Source organism: Nostoc sp. FACHB-152 (assembly GCF_014697475.1).
Taxonomy (GTDB): domain Bacteria; phylum Cyanobacteriota; class Cyanobacteriia; order Cyanobacteriales; family Nostocaceae; genus Nostoc_B.
This window is the reverse complement of sequence record NZ_JACJRV010000010.1, coordinates 122,883-143,483: the sequence shown is the minus strand read 5'-3', so window position 1 is coordinate 143,483 and position 20,601 is coordinate 122,883. Positions and strand designations below refer to the sequence as shown.

Annotated in this window: 18 protein-coding genes and 1 pseudogene; 8 read left to right on the top strand and 11 right to left on the bottom strand. The window is 40.5% G+C overall.

Annotated features, from left to right (window positions below):
* Positions 1-20: 20 nt before the first annotated feature.
* Together H6G76_RS11535 and H6G76_RS11530 are read right to left on the bottom strand one after the other, a co-directional pair.
* Positions 21-545 carry a PEP-CTERM sorting domain-containing protein gene (locus H6G76_RS11535; RefSeq protein WP_190699973.1) on the bottom strand — a complete coding sequence of 175 codons (525 nt, stop codon included), beginning with the start codon at positions 543-545 and terminating at the stop codon, positions 21-23.
* A gap of 348 nt (positions 546-893) precedes the next feature.
* Positions 894-2,015 (bottom strand): hypothetical protein, encoded by a 1,122-nt coding sequence (locus H6G76_RS11530; RefSeq protein WP_190699970.1) that lies wholly within the window; start codon positions 2,013-2,015, stop codon positions 894-896.
* 207 nt (positions 2,016-2,222) lie between these two features.
* On the opposite strand from H6G76_RS11530, the gene H6G76_RS11525 reads away from it, so the two are divergent.
* The gene (locus tag H6G76_RS11525) at positions 2,223-3,740 is read left to right on the top strand and encodes an AMP-binding protein (RefSeq protein ID WP_190699968.1); all 1,518 of its coding nucleotides are present in this window, start codon (positions 2,223-2,225) and stop codon (positions 3,738-3,740) included.
* Between the two features lie 96 nt (positions 3,741-3,836).
* Here H6G76_RS11525 and H6G76_RS11520 read toward each other — a convergent pair whose 3' ends face one another.
* Positions 3,837-6,134, bottom strand: coding sequence for a DUF1796 family putative cysteine peptidase (locus H6G76_RS11520; RefSeq protein ID WP_190699965.1), 2,298 nt, complete (start codon positions 6,132-6,134; stop codon positions 3,837-3,839).
* An 804-nt stretch (positions 6,135-6,938) separates the two neighbouring features.
* On the opposite strand from H6G76_RS11520, the pseudogene H6G76_RS11515 reads away from it, so the two are divergent.
* A pseudogene (locus H6G76_RS11515) lies at positions 6,939-7,220 on the top strand (transposase); the annotation flags it as partial.
* Between the two features lie 832 nt (positions 7,221-8,052).
* Positions 8,053-8,193, top strand: a complete 141-nt coding sequence (locus H6G76_RS11510; RefSeq protein WP_190700072.1) for a hypothetical protein — start codon at positions 8,053-8,055, stop codon at positions 8,191-8,193.
* 76 nt (positions 8,194-8,269) lie between these two features.
* On the opposite strand, the gene H6G76_RS11505 is transcribed toward H6G76_RS11510, so the two are convergent.
* Positions 8,270-9,067 (bottom strand): Uma2 family endonuclease, encoded by a 798-nt coding sequence (locus H6G76_RS11505; RefSeq protein ID WP_190699962.1) that lies wholly within the window; start codon positions 9,065-9,067, stop codon positions 8,270-8,272.
* A gap of 228 nt (positions 9,068-9,295) precedes the next feature.
* Positions 9,296-9,643 (bottom strand): hypothetical protein, encoded by a 348-nt coding sequence (locus tag H6G76_RS11500; RefSeq protein WP_190700059.1) that lies wholly within the window; start codon positions 9,641-9,643, stop codon positions 9,296-9,298.
* Between the two features lie 171 nt (positions 9,644-9,814).
* On the opposite strand from H6G76_RS11500, the gene H6G76_RS11495 reads away from it, so the two are divergent.
* A complete protein-coding gene (locus H6G76_RS11495) occupies positions 9,815-10,735 on the top strand; it encodes a TIGR01777 family oxidoreductase (protein WP_190699959.1) in 921 nt (306 codons plus the stop codon).
* A 200-nt stretch (positions 10,736-10,935) separates the two neighbouring features.
* On the opposite strand, the gene H6G76_RS11490 is transcribed toward H6G76_RS11495, so the two are convergent.
* From H6G76_RS11490 to H6G76_RS11480, 3 genes are all read right to left on the bottom strand, one after another.
* Positions 10,936-11,178, bottom strand: coding sequence for a hypothetical protein (locus H6G76_RS11490; protein ID WP_190699956.1), 243 nt, complete (start codon positions 11,176-11,178; stop codon positions 10,936-10,938).
* A 121-nt stretch (positions 11,179-11,299) separates the two neighbouring features.
* The gene (locus tag H6G76_RS11485; protein ID WP_190699954.1) at positions 11,300-11,722 is read right to left on the bottom strand and encodes a hypothetical protein; all 423 of its coding nucleotides are present in this window, start codon (positions 11,720-11,722) and stop codon (positions 11,300-11,302) included.
* Positions 11,723-11,857: 135 nt separating this feature from the next.
* Complete coding sequence (locus tag H6G76_RS11480) at positions 11,858-12,214, bottom strand: iron-sulfur cluster assembly accessory protein (RefSeq protein ID WP_190699950.1); 357 nt, start codon at positions 12,212-12,214, stop codon at positions 11,858-11,860.
* 323 nt (positions 12,215-12,537) lie between these two features.
* Here H6G76_RS11480 and H6G76_RS11475 point away from each other — a divergent pair, with 323 nt between their 5' ends.
* The 4 genes from H6G76_RS11475 (at position 12,538) to H6G76_RS11460 (ending at position 18,490) form a co-directional block, all read left to right on the top strand.
* Positions 12,538-14,151: a DUF6930 domain-containing protein gene (locus H6G76_RS11475; RefSeq protein WP_190699947.1), complete on the top strand. Its 1,614-nt coding sequence runs from the start codon at positions 12,538-12,540 to the stop codon at positions 14,149-14,151.
* A gap of 1,884 nt (positions 14,152-16,035) precedes the next feature.
* A complete protein-coding gene (locus H6G76_RS11470) occupies positions 16,036-16,212 on the top strand; it encodes a CopG family transcriptional regulator (RefSeq protein WP_190699945.1) in 177 nt (58 codons plus the stop codon).
* Positions 16,213-16,561: 349 nt separating this feature from the next.
* Positions 16,562-18,001 carry a 9,9'-di-cis-zeta-carotene desaturase gene (gene zds, locus H6G76_RS11465; RefSeq protein ID WP_190699943.1) on the top strand — a complete coding sequence of 480 codons (1,440 nt, stop codon included), beginning with the start codon at positions 16,562-16,564 and terminating at the stop codon, positions 17,999-18,001.
* Between the two features lie 24 nt (positions 18,002-18,025).
* Complete coding sequence (locus H6G76_RS11460; protein WP_190699940.1) at positions 18,026-18,490, top strand: SRPBCC family protein; 465 nt, start codon at positions 18,026-18,028, stop codon at positions 18,488-18,490.
* 89 nt (positions 18,491-18,579) lie between these two features.
* Here the strand turns inward: H6G76_RS11460 and H6G76_RS11455 are convergent, their stop codons facing one another.
* From H6G76_RS11455 to cobQ, 3 genes are read right to left on the bottom strand one after another with little or no spacing between them, the layout of a single operon-like run.
* Entirely contained in the window at positions 18,580-18,777 is a 198-nt protein-coding gene (locus tag H6G76_RS11455) for a type II toxin-antitoxin system HicB family antitoxin (RefSeq protein ID WP_190700055.1), read from the bottom strand.
* A gap of 36 nt (positions 18,778-18,813) precedes the next feature.
* Entirely contained in the window at positions 18,814-19,053 is a 240-nt protein-coding gene (locus tag H6G76_RS11450; RefSeq protein ID WP_190699937.1) for a 2Fe-2S iron-sulfur cluster-binding protein, read from the bottom strand.
* 15 nt (positions 19,054-19,068) lie between these two features.
* Positions 19,069-20,544 carry a cobyric acid synthase CobQ gene (gene cobQ, locus H6G76_RS11445; protein ID WP_190699935.1) on the bottom strand — a complete coding sequence of 492 codons (1,476 nt, stop codon included), beginning with the start codon at positions 20,542-20,544 and terminating at the stop codon, positions 19,069-19,071.
* Positions 20,545-20,601: the final 57 nt, after the last annotated feature.

Genomic DNA, 20,601 nt, shown 5'->3' with positions numbered 1-20,601 from the left:
TGTTAATAGTTGTTTATATTTCAAGCAGCTTTTTTGGCTGATTTAACTTTTCGTGAGGTGAGCCAGCCAATGCTACAAATAGTTAAAGTGCCAACTAAAGTTGCAGGTTCAGGAATGGCAGTATACGAAACTGCATCAGTTAAAGTTTGGTTGCCTACAATAAAATCATATCCAGAAATTTCATAACTGATTGTAGAGTCAGCTTGATCGTTAAATAAATACGACAACCCAACAGGTGAACGACCTGTTACAGTTTGAAATACCACTGGCCCTAGTTCTGGATAGTCAAAATCATCCAGTTGAGTGTACACAGTCTGAGGGTTACTATTAAATGTGAAATTTAGTAACTGAACTGGGGCTGTGGGAATAGCTTCATCACTAAAATTTGAGTCATCAAAATTAAAAATACCATTACCACCGAATATATCACTGTTGACATTAAAAGCATATTTTATAGTAGCTGCTTCTGCTGCTTGCTGGTTTACAGTCGCCAAACTCACGGCTAAACTAGCGGCAACTAAAGTTAATCTGGTAACTAATTTCATGTTTACCTCAAGCTAAATTCCTGCGATCGCTATTAAACTTATGTCAACCTGCGAAGTAGTTTTTATACTCCCAGATAGCTAAATCTAAAATTATGAGTTTAAGTTAAATTTAATTAAAGGTAAAAAATCCTAAAACTTATTTTTTAAAACTTAAGTTTAAAAATTATTAAATGCAGAGAATAAATATTATTAATCAATATTTTATGCATATTTTAAAACTGATTTAAATCTAGTACTTTGTTCGCTACTCAAATAAAATATAAAACATAACTGTAGGTCAAATGGTGGGTTTTGATGCCCATAATCTCGTAGCTCTCTCCACCTACATGACGTAGGTGGTTTTTGATTTTACGGAGCCGGAACCGCTACTCGATTGCTAGGAACAATCTGTGGCTGATATGAAAACACCTCTCGGCTACGAGGATCGACGCTTACCTTCAGCCACTGTACATCGTTGGTGCCATTCGCTTGATTGTTGCCAAATGTCTCGATACGAGTGAAGTTCTCCAGTCGTCTGCCTTGAGTATCTAAAAATGGCTTGTCAATACGGAAGTAGTGCGAATCCCCATGTACATAAGCAATTGGCTTACGGAAAGCGATCGCCTCGTCGCGCAATGCTAATAGAAAGTCCTTGAAGCCATCAGGTTGTCCATCGGTTTGCACGAGAGTCCTCGGATTACGCAAAGGCGCTCTGGTGGGGTCGCTCAGATCCCACCCAGGACTACCTTGGGAAATCAACATGATTGCTGCCGAGTTGCGTTCTTTTGCTACTCTAAAAGTCTCTTTCATCCATGCAATATTTGCTGCGTTCCGCGCCTTGTATTCCTCTGGATCAGGGGCAGTATCGCAGAGATTATTGCACGAGCCTTGAATGTTGAGTGTTGCATAGGTAACTCTGCCAACCGTCCAACGGCGGTTCTCAACGCAAGGTACAGAACCGTTGACACCGAGGCACAACGGTTCTGTCTGCACTTCTTGAGCTAGCCGACGCTGCCCCAGAGAGAAATTCGTGCTGAAGAATACGTCACGCTCGTAGTCGAGGCGTTCGAGAGAGTTAAATCCGCCATTTGAAGGGCGATCGCAGTCTGTCCAATCATTGTCCCCTGGCGTAAAGGCTGCTGGCGCTTCCAAAGCGTTGAAGTAGCCGAGTGCTTTAGTATATAGTGCATTATCGCAAAGGCTGTTAGAACCAGCTTTGAGATCGCCATCATGGACAGTGAAAGCAAGTTTTTGGGAATTCATGTCGTCGATTAATCTTGTTACGCCAACCTCCTGCGCGTCCGAGTAGGGCAGATCACCCCAAAGTCCAATCTCGTATGGTGCGTTGGCGTTCTCGTTCTCTCCGGCAATTACCAAACTATTGATGGCAGATACCAAAAACGGTAAAGTCAGACCCAATAAACAAATCTTCCACAACGAATGTATAGTACTGACGCGTCGAAACTTTAAGTAGTTAAGCTTGGTAATCATTACATCCTCGATTATTTTTGAAATCCGTGAGCGCATTTTGGATAAATAGCTTTTGCTCACGCTATTCCAGTCAGGAATTTAGACTACGGGATGTGGATTACAGATTGGTTATGAATAGGTTATAAGTGCCATACAGGTTTGTACCTTTTGAGATTGGTATATGCTTTGGGTAATTAGACTAAATAAAGCATAAATTGGTAAAAAAAAGTGAATCTCCCTTTAATTACTCGTGCTGAAGAAAATAACGAGAGAATAGCCATTTTTACAGATGAAGGAGCATTTACATATCAGGATTTGCTTCACATTTCAAGTCAAATGGCGACAAGGCTTCTGAATCATACAGAAGATTTACAAGAGCAGCGAGTTGCTTTTCTGATCCCACCAGGATTTGAGTATGTAGTGACGCAGTGGGGAATTTGGCGCGCTGGTGGAATAGCTGTACCTCTTTGTATTTCGCACCCGCGACCAGAATTAGAGTATGTGATTACCAATTCAGGAGCATCAATTATCATTGCCCATCCGAACTTTGAAGATATACTGCGTCCTCTAGCTACTGAACAAAATTTACGATTTATTCTCACTTCAGAAACGCTTCTTGATCATGTTGGTCATCTTCCAGAAATAGATATTACTAGACGTGCATTAATTCTTTATACAAGCGGCACAACAGGTAAAGCAAAGGGTGTAGTTACGACTCATCAAAATATCCAAGCTCAAGTGACCAGCTTAATCACAGCTTGGGAATGGACTTCTAGCGACCGCATTCTGCACGTACTTCCTTTACATCATATTCATGGGATCATTAACGTACTGACTTGTGCTTTATGGGCTGGGGCGGAATGCCATATGTTGAGCAAGTTTGATGCAGAAGTTGTTTGGCAGCGAATTTGCGATAGTGACTTAACCTTATTTATGGCAGTCCCAACGATTTATGTAAAGTTGATTGCTGCTTGGGAAAATGCTTCTAAAGAACGCCAAAAAACCATGTCAGCAAGTTGTGCAAAAATGCGGCTGATGGTTTCTGGTTCAGCCGCTTTACCAGTTCAAGTTCTAGAAAAGTGGCAGAAGATTAGCGGCCATTTTCTGCTGGAACGCTATGGGATGACAGAAATTGGCATGGCATTATCAAACCCTTTACATGGTCAACGTTACTCAGGATATGTAGGTCAGCCTTTGCCACAAGTGGAAGTTAGATTAGTGGATGAAACTGGAGAAATAGTTCCACCAGGCTCACCAGGAGAAATCCAAGTCAAAAGCCCTGGAGTGTTTTTAGAATATTGGCAAAACTCGCAAGCAACTGCTAAAGCATTTCGAGATGGCTGGTTCTGCACAGGAGATTTTGCCATAGTTGAGAACGGCAATTACCGCATTTTAGGAAGAATGAGTGTGGATATTATCAAAACAGGAGGTTATAAAGTTTCTGCTTTAGAAATTGAGGAAGTACTCAGAACGCATCCAGATATTCAGGAATGTGCAGTGGTTGGGGTTGCAGATCCTGAGTGGGGTGAGCGAGTCTGCGCGGCGTTGGTATTGCGATCGCAGTGCCAATTGACATTAGAATCTTTTAGAAAATGGGCAAAAGAACAATTAGCCGTTTATAAAGTCCCAACCCGAATTCTCATAGTTGAGGAACTACCGCGCAACGCGATGGGGAAAGTGACTAAGCCGACAGTTGTTGAGATATTTCGTACATCCTCAGCCCTGAATTATAGCGATAGCCAGTAGTGTGAGGACATCAGTAGACGAGAAAACTTAGACACTCAAAGACTTTTAACCCTGTCACCTATCACCTATAAGCTGTCCCCTGCTATAGCTTGAAAATTAACAAGCACTCGTTTTTTTCTCCTGTTTTAAAGTATCCTTGGGAGTATTCGGCGGACACCAGAAAAGGTTTTTGCTGGATATGCCAAGGGATTCTAAAATTCCTCGCATCACCTCTGTACAGTACATCCAATGTCCCAAGTCGTCATACATCCGATCAGGGTTAAACTCGACATTATAATGCAGCACATGAGGAAGGTTTAAAAACTCTTCGCTAGCTTGGGGAGAAAGTAGCAAGAGTTGAAATGGTTTACCCTGGCATTGTTTTTCCAGTTTGCTCACCAAATCAATCACCCCACCGCGATTAGCAATTCCTGTACGCACGAAAAGTGCCTGGTCGCAGTTCTCGATTGTGTACCAAAACCGTTGAGAACGTGCTGTATAACGAACGCGCATCCGTTCATAAACGGGAGACATATCGCTCTTCGGATTGTCTGTGTCTTCAACTTCGTGGGCGAAAGATAAACCCGTCCATTTACTGTGGTAAATTCTGCCTGCCTCCGGATTGTAATGTAGGAAGCTAGGATTCCACATATCATAAAAACCGTTTTCGATGATATCTGCAATATCTGCAATATTGGTAGTACGCGTCAGATCAAAGGGAAAGGCGGGGCCATCATACTCCATTTTGTACAGCATCATACGAACAGCACAGCGATCGCCCAGAGGGATAATTGCCACACGACTGATATCTGATAATTTACACTGATATTGAAATAAGACAGCAGATTTTGGTGGGATTTTCACCCGACTTTCTAGTCCATAATTGCCAATCATCATCGTGCGGAAAGGAATATCGGGATGCAGTGGATCTTCATAGACACCTGCTGGCATAGCTTTTAGGGCATTCCGTACTTCTGCCCACATGGGTTGGATGTTGTACTCGTGGTCTGATTCGTTGATGATCCAAAGACGGCGCTCGTCTTTTTGCAAAATCCCCAGATGCCCGTCATAGAACAAAACTTGTGAGTTGTTCGGCGCAAAAAGATTGAAGGCGGCACTGTATTCTATATCAATACCAGGGGATATTTCTACAGTTGTGGCGATCGCGCCATCTTCTTGCACTGCAAAGAAGGGGAGTGTTCCTTTGGGGGCATTTGTGGCGATGTAAATACCTGGAAGCAATCTGGCTTTATCTTGCAGTACAGTTTGTAGTTCTTGCCAATAGGGAGCAATGGTGTAGCTATATTTTGATGGATTGTTGATCCGCAAACGCTTCTCTTCGATACAAGCACAGACATAAAAGCCTGCATTGTCAAGGTAAATGGGAATTTCGTTCGGCTGCCAGAAGTGTTGCTTTTCTTTTGCTAATTCGGCTTTGCTAATGTTAAACAATTGCAAGTCGATTGCTTCATACATCAGGCGATGACCGATAGTGTTGGGGTGGGCTGGGTCGAAAGATATACCCTCTCGCCAGCGTCCTTGCCCATCATCTAATGCTGCCAACCAATCTAAAATCGGCACACCCCAATTCAACATCCGATTGTTTGTATCTTTTAGTAGCCAGTGATGCTCAGGAGAATAGTCGCCATTGGGATATAAACCCCCCAAAATTGGGCGCGCTCCTAGTTTTCGTGTCATTTTCACCAGCTGCTGTAAACCACTTTCAAACCGCCTTTGTATCGCCCGCCGTTCGTGAGGAGGACAGTAAGCTAATCCTTCGTTACCCAGAGACAAAGCAATAATTACTACATCCGGTTGTTCTGGCGTAACTACTGATCCAAATCGGGCGATCGTTCTGCTGACATTGGCTCCCACCTCTGACAGATTTACTACTCTATGTCCATATTTTTGCTGCAAAGCTTGCTCTAGTAGCCAGACCCAACCTTTCAACAACCAAGCTTTATGGCCATTAGCAACAGAACTACCAATGACTACAATTTTTAAACTTTCTGTCTCTTGTCCTGGCAGTTTCTTGATAGTAGTCGCCGTTGGCTGCTCAATGTATCCGAACCCATAAGGCTGCAAATAACCGAATGCGCCATCATCCACAACAATAGTACCCGCATCCTCGTCATTATTGATTGGCACCCAACGATTAGAACCTAGAGCTTCCCACTGCCAACGACCTTTTGCATCGAAACGTACATATTTGTATTCCACTCTCTGACAATCACCTGACTCTAAAGATGGCTGAATCTCAATTTCTAGGTCTGTCCACCATAAAGGATAGCGATTGGCATTTGTGCGAAGGTGAACACATCTAGTAATATCCCACAACCCCAATTCGAGAGTAGAACCGACTAGACCAATAGATTCACCAGTTTGCGTGTATGCACTAACCTGGAATCGATACATAAACTTTTTGTTGATTTAGGAATAAAATTTTACAGAGAAGATTGAAAATTCTAAATATTTTCACTGACAATCCTACAACTACATACAACATCCAAAGTCTGTTTTACAAATAACCCTGAGTATGCTGTTGTATAAATATTTTCAAAAAATAAAAATTCAACTTTTCGCTAGCAGCTTATGAAAGCAACTACTTTAGCCTCAAAATTACCATACTAGTTTTGAATTGATTTCTGAAATTATAAAGTTTGTAAAAATTTAGGAGCCAGAATGATTAAAGAATAAAGATAAATATTTGATAAATCAATTTACTAATCCTATAGATACTTCTAAATTCTGACTTCTGACTCCTGGGTGCTGAATTCGTACTAAAGTTTCTTTTAGAAATGTTCCTAGATTTTTATTAATATAATTTACCTTATTATCTTAACTTATAAAGATTTAAAAATACTTTTAAACTATTTTTATAACCTCCTTAATAATGATTACCAGTCCTTAACTTATATTTAATCAATTTTAGTAAACCTGAAAAAATCCAATGAGGAATATTCAAAAATAAAAGATTAATTCTGCACAAATAGTTGGAAAGTTTAATTATATGGCTTAATTGTCAGCAGTTTTGGTTAAATGTTTCACTATCATTACCAAATTTTCGTGAAATAGTATGAGCGATCGCCCTTAAAATCTTACCTTTAGCCAAGTTACTGAAAGAGCTTAAACCAAGTACCCTTTTTACAATAGCTACAAGTTTAAAATGCATTTTATTTTATAGCTAGCATTAACTTTATTCATCACCTACAGAAATAACGCTCAATATTTGAGACAACAACATCTTGGGGAGATAGTATCATTCAATTATTAAATTGGATGTCTGATGCTCGTTCATATTTTCCGAAAACTCTAGGTACAATGGTCAGATAGTTTGGGGAAATAGTTGGTTATTTTGATGGCAGAACTACTAGTGGTACTGTAGAAGGGATTAACAATAAACTCAAGTTAATTAAAAGACTTGGGTATGGCTTGCGCAATTTTAGTAATTTTCGATTACGTAGCTTATTAAACTGGCATTTTACTATTAATTCTCCATAAAAGTACCGGAATAACCAGTATTCCTCAAGAGAGGATTTTTAAAAAAATAGCTAATTCTACCTAACGCTTCTGCGGCACTAAAACGCACACCAGATTCTAAATCTTTGATAATTTCCAAATTAATGCTAGATTAATAAAAACAATATCAGTATATTTACGAAATTATTTAAGTTACATAAATTTTTGCTTACTTTCGGCTTTTTGAAAGCATTTTCTCTTCTAATCTTAGATAGAGATCGCTCTTGCAATCAAAAGCTCAAATAGCATGGCTAGGCTTTTGTTTATGACAAATTTACATAATTTATTACCTTTGAAGTAAATGCAAAACTAGCTCTGCCTATTAATACTTTTTCAAAAATTTTTTGTGATTATTTCTTGCCATTGCTCAATCTGGTTCTGTAGTTGTAGTTAGCGATCGCACTATGGAAAAACTTCCTGCACAATCATTCAAATCCAAACTAATAATTCTTGGATAAGGTTGAGTTACTCCTTGTAGTCACTTACGTCATCCTTGCAGCAACTTCCGCCTTGACGTTTCGGTGTTTCGCGCAGGCTGTAGCAACTTCCGCCTTGACGTTTGGGTATTTCGCGCAGTCTGTATTTTTGTAGCAACGCACCGCAAATCTCTGCTGGCTATTTGGTGAGAGTACAGCACTGTAAATCTCTGCTGTTGCGTTAACACTATCGTCTATAACGTACCCTACTAAGATAAATGTAGTTTTAATTGCCCGTAAAGTACTTAAACTTTGAATTTTTTCAGAAAAATCAACAATTCCACGTATGACAATTTTTTTAACAATTGTCCACTATAGAGTTATCAGTAATTGAAAAAATGTTGCGTGGTATTGCTTATAAATATGGTAGCAACAGCCATGAATATCAGAAGGCTGGGGGTACTCGAAAAAGCGATGTCTACGACGGGCTACGCCTACGCAAGCGTACTGTTCGTCAAAGCATAGTTGCACCAAAATAAATAGGTGCGATTAAACAGTTTTATTAATGCGATCGCATATATCGCTAACTAAAATTGAGAGCGATCGCCTATACTCCTAAAAGCGCAGTTGTTCAATCGCCGAGACATCCAAACCTGTGATATTAGCTACCTGTTCCACAGTCATTCCACCCGCTATTAAGTTGCGTACAGTTTGTAACAACTGCGATTCTGCTCTGTCGGCTCGTTGACGTTCTTGTTCGGCGCGGCGGCTTTCTTGTTCGGCGTAGTGGCGTTCTTGTTCTTCCGGTGTTGGCAGTAATTCTCCCTCTAAAGTTGCCCAGCGTAACCAAGTCGCATCAATTCCTTTATAATTTCCTTGCCAACGCTGCAATGCCAAACCTAAAGATTCACTTAGCAGTTGATTGCGTTCATTAACAACCAGAGGTTGATAAACTCTTTGTTGGATAGAAAAACCTGCCCAATCATCTGGGTTAAAAGGGTCATACCAGAAATATTCTGGTACGCGCATTTGATTTTGATAAATCAGCTTTTTCTCGTTTTTGTCTGCGGCGGCTGTACTATCTGAAAGCAATTCAATCACAACATCGGGTGCTTTTCCTTCTTCCCAAACAACCCAACTTTTGCGTTCACCTTTAGGCACACCCAAGACTACAAAAAAGTCTGGCCCTTTAAAATCTTTGTTTTTTACCTGCGCCAAACTGTAGTAAACAAACATATTCCCGCCAACGAACCCATCTTCTCGTTGTGATAACCAAGGAATTAAGGCATCTATCAGCAAGTCCATCTGGGCTTTGTGCCTTGCGCTTTCCATTGGAATACCATCATCATAGGGAAGTTCCGCTTGGGTAGGCGGAAGTTCAATCAGGGTTATAGGTAAAGTAGTTTCTGACATGGCTGTTCACCAGTGGGTAGCCCGCAGCGAATATATCTATATTACAAGAAGGAAATGGCAGGCTTTGAATGACGAGGATACAACAGAAAACAAAGGCGATCTCATCTATTTGATACTACTTCAAGATGAAAAAAGCTGATTCGTCTTTAACTACCCAAATTTCTCAGAGTCAGCGTTGCCTAAAACTAATCACAAAAAACATCTTAATCAAAAGCAAACATATCTAAATTATCCGGCAATGCTTTCAATTAAATGCCAATAGCGATTCTGTTCAATGGCTTGTTTTACAAAATCAAATATTTCCCGGCAATGATTATGCAGTTGGAGTGGTAGTTCCTCATTTTTAATCACAATACTCATTCGGGTTTCAGTCTCAGTAGCAGTTGATTTCTCAATGAATACTTCAACCTTGACCAATTTAGAAAACGGAATATTACCTGGAATCTCACGAGCCAGGATGTAATCATGGTTGTAATATTGAATTTCTAAATCACAGTTTTGTAAAAGGTCTAAAAGTAATGGCTGGAGATTGTCAACATTAATGGAAATAGTAAATGAACAAGTATAGCGAGCCATAATAGCCCCAAGCTTTGCAACACTCCGTCCATCGTATAATACCGAAGCCGCTAAACGGTAAATAATTACAAATTGATTACACAACGCTACTAAGTATTGGCAAAAAGCTATCTATAGGTTAATCGCTAATCGCCAAAAAACTTTACAATAAGTCTTTGGTGGAGGTGGATTATGAAAGTAGCAATTACTGGAGCAACAGGATTAGTTGGTCATTCTTTGGTAGAAAGACTTCACAAACAAGGTGAGCAAGTGTTGGTGTTAACTCGTAACCCTAGCTTTGCTCAAAAGGTTTTTCCGCGAGAAAATTTTCCTAATGTAGAAATTACTGCTTATACACCAAATAAATCTGGCACTTGGCAAGATAAAATTGCCGGTTGCGAAGCTGTAGTTAATCTTGCCGGAGAACCAATTGGTGAAGGACGCTGGACACCAGAACGCAAGCAAGAAATTCTGAATAGTCGTCAGTTAGGTACGCAGAAAATAGTTGAAGCCATAGCTAAAGCTAATCCCAAACCCAGAGTGTTAGTAAATACATCGGCAATTGGTTACTATGGCACAAGTGAAACCGCTACCTTTGATGAAGCTAGTGTCTCTGGTAATGATTTTCTTGCCCAAGTCTGCCAAACCTGGGAAGCAGAAGCAACAAAAGTTAAAGATGCTGGTGTGCGGCTGGTAATTCTTCGTTTTGGTATTGTTCTCGGCAATGGTGGAGCTTTAGCAAAAATGATTCCACCTTTTCAACTGTTTGCTGGTGGGCCAATTGGCAGTGGTCGTCAATGGTTTTCTTGGATTCATATTGACGACTTAGTAAATCTGATTTTGCAAGCTTTAAATAAGTCAGACATGGAAGGAGTATACAATGCCACTGCTCCAAATCCAGTCCGCATGAACGATCTCAGCCACACTTTAGGACAAGTATTGCATCGTCCCTCATGGTTGCCTGTTCCGGCTTTTGCAATTGAAGCACTTTTAGGAGACGGAGCGATTGTTGTTTTACAAGGTCAGCAAGTTTTACCTAAACGTACTTTAGATTCTGGTTTTCAGTTTCAGTATCCTAATTTGCAACCAGCTTTAAAGCAGATTTTAAAGTAAAAGTCAATGGTCAAGAACAGGGTGTAGGGAAGACGTTATTGGAGAAGGCTTGGAACCCCCACCAATACAATCGTCTTAAAAAGACGGGGCTTGTATCCCAAGGGTGGTTCGATGCTATCTCTTAGCCTACACCCCACACACCGCCCCAACGGCACTTGGTCAAGGTTAAAAAACTTTGAACTATTGACTCTTAACAATAATTAATCAGCCTGAAATTTTCGAGAAACCCAACTGACAATCCCACTGAGAATAGCACCTCCCATGAGGATGCCAATAGCTGGGTTAAATACTGGTTGCCAAAGTTTGTGCCACAAATCAAGGCCTAAGTTGACTCCTGTGGCTTCACCCAAAACAGCGATCGCAAACCAGCCAAATCCCAATAAAACCAAAAATACATCGGCTACCAAAATCAAGTTGAGCCAACTCAAAAATTTATCTTTCATCTGTAGAGTAGGGAATGGGGAATAGGGAGTAGGGAGTAGGGGCTAAGACTAATATGATTGTAGGTCTTAGTAAGATAAGTTTTAAACTAACCTCTAACCTCTAACCTCTAGCCCCTAGTCTCTAATCTTCAAACAACCACTTTTTCACTTTTTGTAGACTTTGCCAATCTGGTTTTCTGGTCAGACCGTCTTCAATACTGTCTCTGATTTCATCGCGCCATTCTGGATTCACCAAGAATAACTGTTGTACAGCATCAATATGTTGGCGCAACCCTTTTTGACCAGTTTCTAACATAGCTAAAGTAATATTCACTCTAGCTTGTGGGTCTTGCGGGCTGATCTTTACTGCTTTTTGTGCAGCTTTATAGGCTAAGTTAGGCTTGTTATCTAGCAAATACAACCATGCTAAACAAATCCAAGCCGCAGCAGTTTTCGGAGCGCGATCGCACACCTCTTTAAACACAGGGATTAAAGAATCCACTGCTTCACCAGCTTTATAGCGTTCCAAACCTGTATCAAACAGGGATTCAACGGTGTTAGTCATTAGTCATTAGTCATTGGTCATTGGTCATTAGTCATTAGTCATTAGTCATTAGTAAATACAAATAACAAAGGACAAATGACAAAGGCTGAACGGAGGCTTTCTCCGCTCAGAACTTTGTAAGACAGGATAATCTTACTACACACCAAATGACTTACCGCAACCACAGGTTTGGTTAGCGTTAGGGTTAGTGAACTGAAAACCGCCGCCAATCATGGCATCGCTATAATCAAGCATTAAACCATACAGGTAGAGTAAGCTTTTGCGATCGCAAACAATTTGGAAGCCCTCATAGTCAAAAACTTCATCATTAGGGGTGATCTTGCTAGTGTCCTCAAAATCCATCATGTAAGACATTCCAGAACATCCGCCTTGGCGCACTCCTACCCGCAAGCACAAGTCTTGGCCTTGCTTTTCTTGCAGGAGCTTAACTTGGCGCAAAGCTGTTTCGCTTAACAGAATGCCGCGTTGTTGAGGCTGCGTTGCTTGTGTCATCTTTTGTTAACTCCTTGAATAACCAGTAACCTTATAGAATCTTGTGATTGCTGCTGGCTTAATTAGTAATTTTTGTATATATTCTAGCGACATTGCGGCCGCAAATTGCCAATTGTAAACACTCCGTCAAAAGTAGCCAAAGCTTTTTATTCTAGAATTGAGAGACTCGGTGTATTTAAAGATTCGGTATCTATAAAATTTAAGCCTTGTGGCAGCCTGAGTCGCAATTCCTCTTCAGGTGTATGCAGCTAGGAAAATTTCATCCCCAGCTAGCCATCCCCAACAGTTGACTTCCAATTTGCTTCCTTTGATTAACTGACTCTATGACAAGTTTTAATCGCTCTACCAGTCGTCGGTTGAAGAAATTATCTCAAATTCCTTCTGTATGGGAGGGCGATCGCCGTCCATTGTCATCACCGATCCAGCATTTAGACTCATCGACTAATGGTGATTGTATTCTTTGGGTTGATGGTTCGCAAGGTATTGTCAGAGGGATGGATGTAGTACCTCCCGAAACCGGCCCCGAAGCCATTGTTCGCACTTTAATGCGGGCAATGGAGCATCCTCATAGTCCTGCTAAACCTGCTAGGCCTCATAAAATTGTTGTCAGAGACCGAGAAATTCAATTTTACCTGCGTGGCGTATTGCAAGATTTGGATATTGTCATCGACTACACGCCAGAATTGCCTTTAATTGATGAATTATTTCGCGGGTTTGCAGAAATTATTGATAACCAAAGCCCAGATTTACCGCCACAGTATGCCCAAGCTTTGCAAGAAAAAGCATTCGCTATTTGGCAAGCAGCCCCCTGGGAATTTTTAGAAGAACAGCAAATCTTATCAATAGAAATTAACAAGTGGGATGTCGGTACACTCTACGCCTCAGTCATGGGAATGTTGGGCATGGAATACGGAATTTTGTTTTATCGCTCAGAAGATTCCCTCAAGCATTTCCGTGCCGCAGTTTTACAAGCTGATGAATCACAAGGGCATTTAGAAGAAGCCTTTCTCAAGCAAGATTGCCTATTTCTTACCTTTGAGCGTCCAGATGCTGAAGATGATGATTTTGCAGAAGTAGAGTTCTCAGAAGTTGAACCGACTTTTGGCAATATTCACCCTCTTGAAGGACTGAGGTCTGTTTTATATGAAGAAGAGGCACTAGTAATTTATGTTGCCTTAGAAAGCCTTTGCCGGTTTATTCGTGACCACCGTCGGCAGTTACGGGATCATTCTTTCCCCGAACTGAGCCGACGCTATCGCATTTCTCTGCCCGAATCAGATGCAGCAACAAAATCAATATCGGTAACTGTGTCTTCTCTGCCGCAATTGGCAACTGAATTAGAAGAAATGGCAGGTTTTGATGACTCAGAATCGGAAATGGAAATACCAGATTTACCAATCTTCCGTTCTTTGAGAGATGATCTAATTCCCGAAGATTCTTTTCTGAGCTTGGGAGTAGTATCTTGGGAAATGTTGGAATACCTGCGTAAAGGCGTAAATTATCATCCATCAGGAGAAATAGAACAGGTAGGCGATGGATTACCTGTAATTTTGATTCAAACTTCCCGTCCCAAAGCTAAGACTGTAATTGAAAGTATAGAAGCTGCTGGTGGACTGCAAGCAATTTGTTTTAATCCAGGTGCCGATCCTTTCGATGGCGATCGCTACGATTTAGGTTTATTACAAACTCAAAATGGTGAATTGTTCCTGTTCGGCGAATTTTTAGATAACGACCCCATCCATGTAGAAGCACGAAGAAAATGGAATCAACGGTGTAAAAATACCAAAGGCTACTGTGGGTTAATCATTGCCAAAGGACTGACGGGATCTGCCCGTGGAAATCCCCAATTGCGAGACATGGTGGCTTTGTTTGAAGCGCGTTCTCTTTCACCTAAAGATTTAGGACTTGGGACTCTTCAACTTATGCCCCAAATCTAAATGCGATAAAACTTAGTAGCGTAGTAAGGCTGAGTGGAGTAAAGCTTAGACGTAGCCTTTTTGTTACTGTACCCATATTCGGGTTTATAAGCTATTGCGCCTACAAGTTGCACTATTCAAATTGTGAATAAAAGACTCAAACCTTATCCCCTGCTCCCTTAGGTGTTTAATCGCTTAGACTCATTAAGCAATAGGCTGTTCATTTTATTTCTGCATTCAAGAGAGAGTTATAGCAAGCAAAAGCCTGGAAATTCTTTTTGTGTTCTTATTTGATGATTAGACCTTCTCCTAATCTATCCGGCTACTGCTATAAATTCATCATTTGTTGAGTAAAGGCTAACTCTGCGATTGAGTTTAACTTGAATTCGACAGATTCAAATAACCCCTCTCCACACCTCAAAGGAGATACTTAAAAACACTTGTTAATTAAGAATATTTAAGCCCCTCTCCGACGCGGATAGGAGTTACGCTGAGGACAAAAAAACTTGTCATCCCTTGAAGTTTAAGAGTTTTGCTTACAGATAAACAGCTTATAGACTCTTCTAAATGTTTAGTTAATTGTGGTTAGCCACAATTAGGGCATTTTTTGCAATTATTAATTACTTATTTTCACAACTAACAATGCGATCGCTGTTCTAACTAAATTACTTTATCTATTTTTCATAAAGCATAGATATTCCTTAGCTTGCTAGTAGCTAGCTAAGTATATTACATCAGCAAATAGAAATTGAATTGAGCTTTTTTCTTAACTATATCCTTACAATAATAACTGACTATTACTTAAGTATGTTTATTTGTTTATAAATACTCTTATGTATCTATCAATTTAATCAAACTTTTAACTTTGTCTCACTAGCTTTGTATTTTTTTTATAAAGTTAAAAAATAACGTAATTAGCCATTTAATAAAGATTTTTTAAACCTCTAATATCAGGGTTATAATAGCCTTACAGATGAAAATCAAGCAAATAATAACTTATCCAGTATTTGAGTTATAAATAATTTTTACGATTGGGCTGGAGGTAGACTAAAAAAAATTTGTTGCTATTTTTGTCCAAGGAAATCAAACTTGTTCTTAGCACTAGCGAAAATCATCTAATAGATACATTACATAGTAAGTATTTATTAATTAAACTAAACAAGCAGATAAATTACCAAGCTAGAAATAGTGTGTAACAGCAGGAACAAAATAGTGTCCTAAGAAATATTAGAGGCTTTCAGGATGATTAGTTAACTACCTTAAATGGTGAAGCCACTACTTTTAGTATTAGTTACAAGGAAGTATAAGCTACTCCATTTAAGGTCTAGAATTACCCAGCAGTTACTTACAAACTGAGTCTAAATTTGTGGTATGTCTAACCTAATTAGTATCAAAAATGAAAGTAACTTAATAATAGCAAAATCATTATTCCCATGAGAGCGATCACTTATAGGTGCGTATTATGAGGTAGTTAACCACCCAACATCCATACCTATATAACTATCTAACTTGGCAGAGGCTGAGTTATTAAATATGATTATCTCTCTAGAAATATGACTAATGTTATACAACATAGAAGCAAAAATGCTTTTGTTCAAAAACTTTGCACTCTTAATTGAGCCAACCTTAGATATCTCAAACAAGTTGAGCGAATTTGATTGTCACGTTTTCTTGAGATCATTATTGATGAAACCGTCACAAGTAATGAATGTACACTGATGACTTTTACTGTCACAATAGTAATTCCATTCTTATATCTTATTGGAAAAGAATGAATAGTTTGTCCAATTGATGAATTTTTGTGTCTACAGCATTGCTTGTTTCGTGACACAAACTCTGATAATCTTATTCCTCCCCGCCTGGAGTTTTTTATTGTTTTGATGGTGTTAATATACAGCAGATAGCATGATAATGACTAATAAAAAATGGGCCGTTAAACGTATTACTGTGAATTTAGCAACACAGGAAGCAGAGAAGCTAGAAAAATATTGTCAGCAGACAGGTAGACCAGCAACAGATGTAATTCGTGAACTGATTCGCGGGTTACCGATATCTGAGGAAAACAAAGAAGCAAATAGATAGGGAAAATATGGAATTGCTTTTACAGCGTCGTAGATGTTCGCTGTTTTTCCTAAAAAGTACCTATCATGCTTTTTTGAGTCCACCTTTACTAAATTTTGTGTATCCCAACACAAAGTTTTTCAAATGTAAATTTAGTACTCAGGACTAAATAAAGTAATAAAAGCAATTTTATTACCAGTGGGTTGAAACCCACGTGCATCTACATACTGGTGGACTCCTGAGAAAATTCTGACAAATAATCATTTCTCACTCAGCGAATGCTAGACATTGCGAATAGGCTTAATGTCACTCGCAAATTCCGACCCCAACCCAGTTACAATTTGTAAAGAAACTGAAGAGGTAGGACGGAATGCGCGTTGCAATCGTAGGTGCGGGATTGGCTGGGCTAGCAACCGCTGTAGATTTAGCCGATGCTGGCTGTGAAGTCCAGATTTTTGAGTCCCGTCCGTTTGTTGGTGGTAAAGTTGGCAGTTGGATTGATGGCGATGGCAATCATATAGAAATGGGATTGCACGTCTTTTTTGGCTGCTACTACCAACTGTTTGACTTAATGGAAAAAGTCGGGGCGTTGTCACATTTACGCCTCAAAGAACATACTCATACTTTTATTAATAAAGGCGGACGCATTGGTGCTTTAGATTTTCGCTTTTTCACTGGTGCGCCTTTTAATGGGTTAAAAGCATTCTTTACTACTTCCCAATTATCTTTACAAGATAAATTACAAAATGCGATCGCCTTAGGAACCAGCCCAATAGTAAGGGGATTGGTAGACTTCGACGGGGCGATGAAAACCATCCGCAACCTAGATAAAATTAGCTTTGCTGATTGGTTCCGCAGTCACGGTGGTAGTGAAGGTAGCATCAAACGGATGTGGAACCCCATCGCTTACGCTTTAGGATTTATTGACTGCGAAAATATTTCTGCCCGTTGTATGTTGACCATCTTCCAGTTTTTCGCAGTTAGGAGCGAAGCTTCTGTATTGCGGATGCTGGAAGGTTCTCCTGATGGCTACTTACATAAACCCATCGTCGAATATTTAGAAGCCAGAGGCACGAAAATTTACACCCGTCGGCAAGTGCGAGAAATTCAGTTTGCCGAAGAAGGTGAGCAAACCCGTGTCACTGGCATAGTCGTAGCGCAAGGTGATACCACAGAAACTATTACAGCTGATGCCTATGTCTGTGCTTGTGACATTCCGGGAATTCAGCGCATATTACCGCAAGATTGGCGGAAGTGGTCAGAATTTGACAATATTTACAAATTAGAGGCAGTGCCAGTCGCTACAGTACAGTTACGCTTTGATGGTTGGGTGACAGAACTGCAAGATGCACAGAAACGCAAACAACTCAACCATGCCGTAGGGATAGATAACTTGCTGTATACTGCTGATGCAGACTTTTCTTGTTTTGCTGATTTGGCGTTAACTAGTCCCAGTGATTACTATCGCCCAGGACAAGGTTCATTGCTGCAATTGGTGCTAACACCAGGCGATCCATTTATTAAAGAAAGTAACGAAGCGATCGCCCAACACGTTCTCAAGCAAGTGCATGAACTTTTCCCATCATCACGCGAACTCAACATGACTTGGTATGGTGTCGTCAAACTTGCCCAGTCTCTCTATCGAGAAGCCCCAGGAATGGACTTATATCGCCCTAATCAAAAGACTCCAGTACCGAATTTCTTCCTAGCAGGGAGCTATACCCAGCAAGATTATATCGATAGTATGGAAGGAGCGACAATTTCTGGAAGACAGGCAGCAAAAGTGATTTTAGAGACTATCAAGCAGTAGCGAACCCCAGAGGAAAAATATCGAATGTCAAATTGGCTAGAGCATAGCGTACAGGTAGAAGTCGAGGCTCCCATTGATTTGGTGTGGAGTCTTTGGGCTGATTTAGAGCAAATGCCCCGGTGGATGAAATGGATTGATTCGGTGAAAATACCACCCGACAATCCAGATATATCTATTTGGAAACTCAATACTGGCGGTTTGGAATTTACTTGGAAATCCCAGATTCTCAAAGTTATTCCCAACCAAATTATTCAATGGAAATCAATTGATGGTTTACCCAACCAGGGAGCAATTCGTTTCTATGATCGCCACAATAGTAGTATCGTCAAGCTATCTGTGTCCTACGCTATCCCCGGCATCATTGGCAAAATTATGGACAACTTGTTTCTAGGACGGGCAGTAGAGTCAACTATTCAAGCTGACTTGGAAAGATTTAGGCAATATGCTTTAAGCAGGCAACAGGCAACAGCTAACAAGGAACAGGTTTGAAAGAGACGTAGCAATGCTACGTCTCTACAGGGGTTGTGAATATTTATATAATTTCTGAGCTTTTCTACAATATTATTAGCAAATTCAAATTATGCAGCGTTAAAAACTGTTGGTTGTGGAAGCGGATCACCCGCAGCTTCATAAGCAATCATCAAAGATTCTAGTGCTTCAATTCCATTGGCTACAGCTAACTCGTAAGTATCACCATGAGTCCGCCAACGCTGTCCGGTAAAATCAGGAAACCCTACCAAGAAGCAATCATCCTCTTGTGACCACTGAATTATTATTTGGTAATTGAGTTTACTTGTCTGGAAGTGCGAAAACTACCAAGTTGGGTCGCTAAACAAATGTATTGTCAACTCCTCATTTGTTGCTGGTACTGCTGAAATACAAGCACGGATGACATCACCATCTTCAAGTTCTACGGTACAAGCGTGACATGAACCCATGAGACAGCCAGTGGGAATAAACACTCCAGCACGTTCTGCTACATCTAAAAGTGCTTCTCCCACTTCGGCATTCACTGTGACATCATCTGGCAAAAATCGAACGCTAACACTCATGAAATTTTCGGCTAACTATGACAAAAAGGGTGTTAAGTCTAAATGACGATCTACTTCAGCCGCCAGCGTATCTAAGATTTGCTCTCGCTGTTCTCGGTAGTTGGCTACACCTGTGGGCAAGGATTTTAAACCTCGCTGTTGACGCAGGCGATTTAACCAAGCACGTCGCCAAGGCCCGTTGTCAAACAGTCCGTGCAGATAAGTTCCCCAAACTGACTGACATTTATCTACTAATCCTAAATTAACATCATCAAATAAGGGTTGATACGCTTGACCATCTCCTGTTTGTTCAATGCGCGATCGCCCTTGGTGGATTTCAAACCCCATGACTGGTAAGCCCATTTGGGGATAGTTTGAGCTAACTTGACGCTGACGAGCAATTTTTTGCCCTGTAATTACTGTTCTAATAGGTAATAAATTCAAACCTTGAAATCTGCCTGCTTGACCTTCTATCCCTTCGGGGTCGGCAATGATTTGTCCTAGCATTTGGTAGCCGCCGCAAATACCTAAAACTGTACCACCAGAGGCGGCGTAATTTTGAATAGCTTCTGCCATGCCGCTTTTCTGCAATAAGATTAGGTCAGCAATTGTGGTTTTTGTACCAGGAATAATTACCGCATCTGGATGACCTAAATCTTGTTTGGGACTGAGGTATCTCACTGAAACTGTGGACTCTGATTCTAACGGGTCAAAGTCAGTAAAGTTGGCAATTCTCGGTAAGCGGATGACAACTATATTTAGGTCAGCTTGAGCTTTATGCGATTTTCGATCTAGTAAATCGAGCGAGTCTTCGGCGGGGAATAGTTCTTGGAAATAAGGCAGAACACCAATCACAGGCTTTTTCGTGCGTTCTTCTAACCATTGGATGCCTGAATCTAAGAGCGATCGCTGCCCTCGGAATTTGTTAATAACTATACCTTTAATTAAATCTCGTTCATCTTGATCAAGTAACTCTAAAGTACCTACCACATGGGCAAAAGCACCACCACGGTCAATATCAACTACCAAGATTGTGGGTGCATTTAAATATTTTGCTATCCGCATATTGGTCAAGTCACGGTGCTTAAGGTTAATTTCTGCCGGACTTCCTGCACCTTCGCAAACGAGTATGTCAAATTCTGTGGATAGATGTTGTAGAGATTCTTCTATCGCCCGCCAACCAATATCAAAAAATTGCTCGTAATAATCTGCTGCTTTAACTTTACCTACAGGTCTACCTTTAACAATTACCTGAGAGGTCATATCGCCTTGGGGTTTAAGTAAAATTGGATTCATTTCTACCCAAGGAACCACCCCGGAAGCCCAAGCTTGTACCGCCTGTGCATAACCAATTTCTCCCCCATTAGCGGTGACATAAGCATTTAAAGCCATATTTTGACCTTTAAAGGGAGCCACTCGCCAACCACGCCGCGACAACAAACGGCAAATAGCAGTAGTTAACAGTGATTTCCCCGCGTGGGATGTTGTACCCACTACCATAATTGCTTTCATACTTAATATCTTAATAAGAGGGTGAAATATTTAATCTCAACGGATGATATTGCAATC